This is a genomic window from Bacteroidota bacterium (assembly GCA_021300195.1).
GTDB lineage: Bacteria > Bacteroidota > Bacteroidia > J057 > JAJTIE01 > JAJTIE01.
Genome location: JAJTIE010000069.1, coordinates 1 through 3,853, shown reverse-complemented (window position 1 = coordinate 3,853; position 3,853 = coordinate 1). Strand labels below are relative to the sequence as shown.

The window sequence follows — 3,853 nt, the reverse complement described above, 5'->3', positions numbered from 1 at the left end:
GTCTGGGTCTGGGTCTGGGTCTGGGTCTGGGTCTGGGTCTGGGTCTGGGTCTGGGTCTGGGTGGCAGTCAGGCTTGTAGGCGGTGTTACAGGTTCTGGCGCTACGCTAGTGGCCAGCTGCTTCCGGTAGGCGGCAGTCATGGGCACCAGGGTCGGTAGCCCTTTGGCCTGAAAAAATTGTGCAAAACCGCGGTCGAACAGCTGATCTCGCACCTGGTTTGCCGCTAGCAGGGTTGTCTCCGTAAACAGAAAGTCCAGCGGCAGCATCTGTGGCCCCGGACTGTAGGGCGCAGTATTCTTGAACTTGATGGCGTGCGCCAGATGGTTTCCGAAAACGTAGGTAACGTCTGACAGGACCATCTTCATTTCGGGTAAAAAACAAGCTTCTGCAATCGGATCTATGCAGCTGCTGTTGAATACCACAGGTTCTTTGTCGGTATAGTCGGCCAGGTGCAGCAGCGGATGATGAAGGGGGAGATCCTGGCTGACCTTTTGCAGATCGAGGGTAGACCGATAGCTATCAGCGAAGGAGACGGGCCTGCTGGGATCCATCTGTATGAACACGACCTTCAGGCTCTGGCCAAGCGAAGCCTGCAGCATAGTAAGGATGCCTACAAAAAGTGCCGGAAGCGAGCGGATCATGTAGCGATGTGTCTAAAAATATTCCCGTAGAAAGGTACGGAAAAGCCTCGAGCCGTGCAAAACTGGGTTAGGGGGTATCCGTGCCCCCATGATGGGTTTATTTGTAGCCTTTCGGGGGGTCTTTTTCGGGCATCTGTATGCTACCGGGTATGCCGATGAGGGGAAACTCCTTGCGCATAGGGTAGTACTCAAAGTCTTCGGGCATATACAGCCGCCGTAGGTCGGGGTGGTTGCGAAAATGGATGCCCATCATGTCATACTGTTCGCGCTCATACCAGTTGGCCGCTGGCCAGATGGGCACTACGCTTTCCACCTCTGGCTTGCTTTCGCTGGCGAGCAGGGTTTTTACACGCAGGCGTTTCTTGGCCGATAGGTTATATAGGTTGTAGTGCAGTTCAAAGCGCTGTACGTCCCGGAAGTGATCTGTGGCCACTACATCTACCAGGTAGTCAAATCCGAAGTTTTCCTTCAGCTGCACCAGCGTTTCGAACAGGATGGCCTCTGGCACCAGCAGGGTTGTTTCGCCGGCATATTCCTGCTTTTCGATTCCTTTATCTATCAGGGCTTGGCTTATGTTCTCTAGCAATTCCATACGGATGAGATTCTATTCTGGTTGCGGGTAGTAGGTGCAGAAAAAAAAGTCTTGCTATGAGGTAGCGGCCTGCCACAGCTCGGGTGCCTGCTGCCAGTTGCGAATGGTTTCCACCATGGCCCCGGGTAGCTGCCCCTGCTGTATGCCTGCCTCTATCAGCGCCTCTAAGTTAGTCAAACTATACCATTCTACGGCATGCTGTGCAAACAGCCCAGCCGCTGCGGGGAAGCCATAGGAAAAAATACACACCAGGCCTGCCACGGTGTGGCCCGCAGTACGCAGCACCTCTATGGCATTCAGGCTGCTCTTGCCCGTGCTCACCAGGTCTTCCACCACCAGCACAGGGGCACCCGGGGGCAGGAAGCCCTCTATCTGGTTTCCCAGGCCGTGGGCCTTTGGGCTGCTGCGCACGTAGGCGTAGGGTAGGGCCAGGCGGTCGGCCACCAGTGCGCCCTGTGCTATGCCCGCAGTAGCTACGCCGGCCACGGCACCCAGGCCGCTAAAGTGGGTTTTGGCCAGGTTTACCAAACCTTCGCAGATGGCGCTTCGTATCTCGGGGTATCCCAGCGTTTGGCGATTATCGCAGTACACGGGGCTGTGCCAGCCACTGGTCCAGGTATAGGGCGAGGTCGGATTGAACTTGAAGGCGTGAATCCGAAGCAGATAATTTGCAACTTGTTGGGCAATCGTCATGGAGTACAAAACAACTAAAATCTACCACGCCGCGCACGCGCTTGTGCTTACGGACGACCCAAAGGTGTCAAAAAAAGCAATGGAGCTGCTGCCACAGCTGCAAGCCCTGCGCGAAGAACATATAGCACACCTGAGTGGCGAAATGGCCTACTATGCGGATGCTGCAGATCATGAGCTTTTCATAGAGGAATACAGCCAGCTGTTTGCCTATATAGAAACCGGGGGTGGGCTGGTGGAAAAGGAGGATTGCCTGCTGATGATCCACCGCCGGGGAAGATGGGACCTGCCGAAGGGGAAGATAGAGCCCGATGAGGGACTGCTGGAGGCCGCCTGCCGAGAGATAGCCGAAGAAACGGGCGTAACCGGCCTACAGCGTGTGGGGCCGCTGCCAGAGACCTACCACATATATGAGGAGCGGGGTGAGTGGTATTTCAAAACCGGCTACTGGTTTGTGCTGGAGACAGACTTTTCGGGCCCACTGGCTCCGCAGGCGGCGGAGCAGATTACGGAGGCCAAGTGGGTAGACAAGGCTAGCCTGAACCCCGACCTGCTAGACACGTATCCCGGGGTCAGAGATTTGCTGAAGGCCTATCTGTATAGATATCCGCTGCTATAAAGCCTGGTACCAGCCCCTCCAGCCGCCCCCGGAAGCGGATAAGCTCGCGCACCAGGCTACTGCTGATGTGGGCTGTGCTGGGGCTGCTGATCAGGTAGAGGGTTTGCACCCCCTCGTCCAGGTGCTGGTTCAGCAGGTCTATGTTCTTCTCATACTCAAAGTCGGGCGCTGCACGCAGGCCCCGTAGCAGCACACCCGCGCCCACCTCTCGGGCAAAATGCACCGTAAGTCCCTGAAAAGTACGCACCTGCACCCGTGGCTCGTCTGCGAACAGACGCTCAATCCACTGCTGCCGCTGCGCTACTGCAAACATGCCTTGCTTCTGGCTATTCACGCCCAGGCCCACCACGATCTCGTCAAAAAGCATCAGCCCCCTGCGGAGGATCTCCACATGCCCGTTGGTAATGGGGTCAAAGCTGCCTGGAAAAATTGCCTTCATGTATGCAAAGGTAGGCAGAAACGGCTGGTCGCTGCAGCCGGGTTGCAGGGCGCGGGGCTCCAAATAGGGCAAGCCTGGGGCTTAAGTTTCACTAAAATAGTCCATTCTCAAGTCAATTATTTGTAATTCCGGTTTCGTGCCGGCGTCCCCCCCCCCCAAAAAAAAACTTCCTGGGCTTCGTGCTACTAGCTGCTATGGCCATTATACTTAAACATTTTGTGGCTTGACTAGCAGGTTTTCTTAGAAGTTGTTATTTTTTCTATAAAAAACTCCTCTGTTGGTGATGCCTGGCGTGTGGAAATGGTGGAAAAGGCTCGCCAATCAATAATTTCAAGAAGAGCCTTTTCCACATTTCCACCACGCAAATTAAAACGAAATTCGATTTCTTTTAAATAAATAGCATAATCTTGCCTTCGTATACCATAGTATCTGGCTAGCTTAGCCTTGGCGTAGCTCCAAAAGCTTTCAATGCCATTAATATGGTTACGCTTCCCGCGTACAAATTCTTTGGAATGGTTAATTCTATGGTGCTCGAAGCCATCCAGCACAAGCCCATCATAACTTCTGTAACTATCTGTAAATAAAACACTTGACGGATCTACGTGGTCTCGTATGATGCTGCGAAGCGTTCTGGCTGTTACGTCGGGGACCACCTCTACATACACTTTTCCTCCACGCTTGAGTAGCCCAAACACAGGCACTTTTTGTACAGTTGATCGGCCTCTCAGCCCCTTCCTAACGCCTCCAAAATAGCTTTCATCCAGCTCCATTTCTCCTACTTGTTGCTCAAATTCTTTGGTTTGATGGACTAAGATCTGTTCACGAAAAAAGCGATAGTAACGATTTATTGTGTTCCGATTAATCTGCAAAAG

At 53.6% G+C, this 3,853-nt stretch carries 6 protein-coding genes; 1 reads left to right on the top strand and 5 read right to left on the bottom strand.

Annotated elements, in window-relative coordinates; genetic code table 11:
• The 3 genes from LW884_11535 to pyrE form a co-directional block, all read right to left on the bottom strand.
• Window positions 1-641 (bottom strand): hypothetical protein (locus tag LW884_11535; GenBank protein MCE3008962.1); only part of this gene is annotated, 641 nt, incomplete at its 3' end.
• 97 nt (window positions 642-738) lie between these two features.
• Complete coding sequence (locus tag LW884_11530; protein ID MCE3008961.1) at window positions 739-1,233, bottom strand: NADH-quinone oxidoreductase subunit C; 495 nt, start codon at window positions 1,231-1,233, stop codon at window positions 739-741.
• Window positions 1,234-1,287: 54 nt separating this feature from the next.
• Window positions 1,288-1,926 carry an orotate phosphoribosyltransferase gene (gene pyrE / locus LW884_11525; protein ID MCE3008960.1) on the bottom strand — a complete coding sequence of 213 codons (639 nt, stop codon included), beginning with the start codon at window positions 1,924-1,926 and terminating at the stop codon, window positions 1,288-1,290.
• Here pyrE and LW884_11520 point away from each other — a divergent pair.
• Window positions 1,925-2,542: an NUDIX domain-containing protein gene (locus LW884_11520; GenBank protein ID MCE3008959.1), complete on the top strand. Its 618-nt coding sequence runs from the start codon at window positions 1,925-1,927 to the stop codon at window positions 2,540-2,542. The two genes, pyrE and LW884_11520, sit on opposite strands and share 2 nt — an antisense overlap.
• Here LW884_11520 and coaD read toward each other — a convergent pair.
• Both coaD and LW884_11510 read right to left on the bottom strand, forming a co-directional pair.
• Complete coding sequence (gene coaD / locus LW884_11515) at window positions 2,496-2,981, bottom strand: pantetheine-phosphate adenylyltransferase (GenBank protein ID MCE3008958.1); 486 nt, start codon at window positions 2,979-2,981, stop codon at window positions 2,496-2,498. The two genes, LW884_11520 and coaD, sit on opposite strands and share 47 nt — an antisense overlap.
• 227 nt (window positions 2,982-3,208) lie before the next feature.
• The coding region (locus LW884_11510) for an IS1595 family transposase (GenBank protein ID MCE3008957.1) at window positions 3,209-3,853 on the bottom strand (645 nt) is incomplete at its 5' end.

Coding starts and splice junctions, on each gene's coding strand:
- coaD (MCE3008958.1), bottom strand. CDS start 2,981: ATGAAGGCAATTTTTCCAGGCAGCTTTGACCCCATTACCAACGGGCAT.
- LW884_11520 (MCE3008959.1), top strand. CDS start 1,925: ATGGAGTACAAAACAACTAAAATCTACCACGCCGCGCACGCGCTTGTG.
- pyrE (MCE3008960.1), bottom strand. CDS start 1,926: ATGACGATTGCCCAACAAGTTGCAAATTATCTGCTTCGGATTCACGCC.
- LW884_11530 (MCE3008961.1), bottom strand. CDS start 1,233: ATGGAATTGCTAGAGAACATAAGCCAAGCCCTGATAGATAAAGGAATC.